The sequence below is a fragment of the Lactobacillus sp. UMNPBX15 genome (assembly GCF_002553785.1).
GTDB classification, from domain to species: Bacteria; Bacillota; Bacilli; order Lactobacillales; family Lactobacillaceae; genus Lactobacillus; species Lactobacillus crispatus.
The window spans coordinates 1-455 of sequence record NZ_PCYV01000086.1; the positions used below are offsets into that span (position 1 = coordinate 1).

Consider the following 455-nt stretch of genomic DNA (forward strand, 5'->3'; position numbering starts at 1 on the left):
ATGCTAGCGTTGCTATAACCGAGTGCCTTAAATGTTCCAATATTAGTACGTTCTTCTTCTACGAAACGCATCATGGTAGTCAAACTGACCAATGCAGCAACGGCAAACAAAAAGACAGGGAAGACGTTGGCTAAAACTTCGACTCGCTCAGAATCAGCACGATAGGATGAATACCCTTGGCTTTTCTCACGACTGTTAATGGTATAGCTAGGATAATCGATTTGGATTTTATTTTTAGGTACCTCAATTTGCTCAGGCGTAATAGGGATGCCTTTTTTGATTAATTGCTCAGCGGCCTTCTTTTGATATTGTTTTTGATATAGCTGAACGTATTTATCGTATTTGTCTTGTCTATTCTTGTTTAAAGCCTTCTGCAATTTGTTTTGATCATGGTAAACGCGATTGCGATAAGTGACACTAAATGGGCTCAGATTAGCGGTGTTTTTAAAAGTTAC

1 pseudogene is annotated in these 455 nt (G+C 38.7%); it reads right to left on the bottom strand.

The annotated features are described in order from the left end of the window. Positions 1–455: pseudogene (locus tag CP366_RS10385) on the bottom strand (ABC transporter permease); the annotation flags it as partial.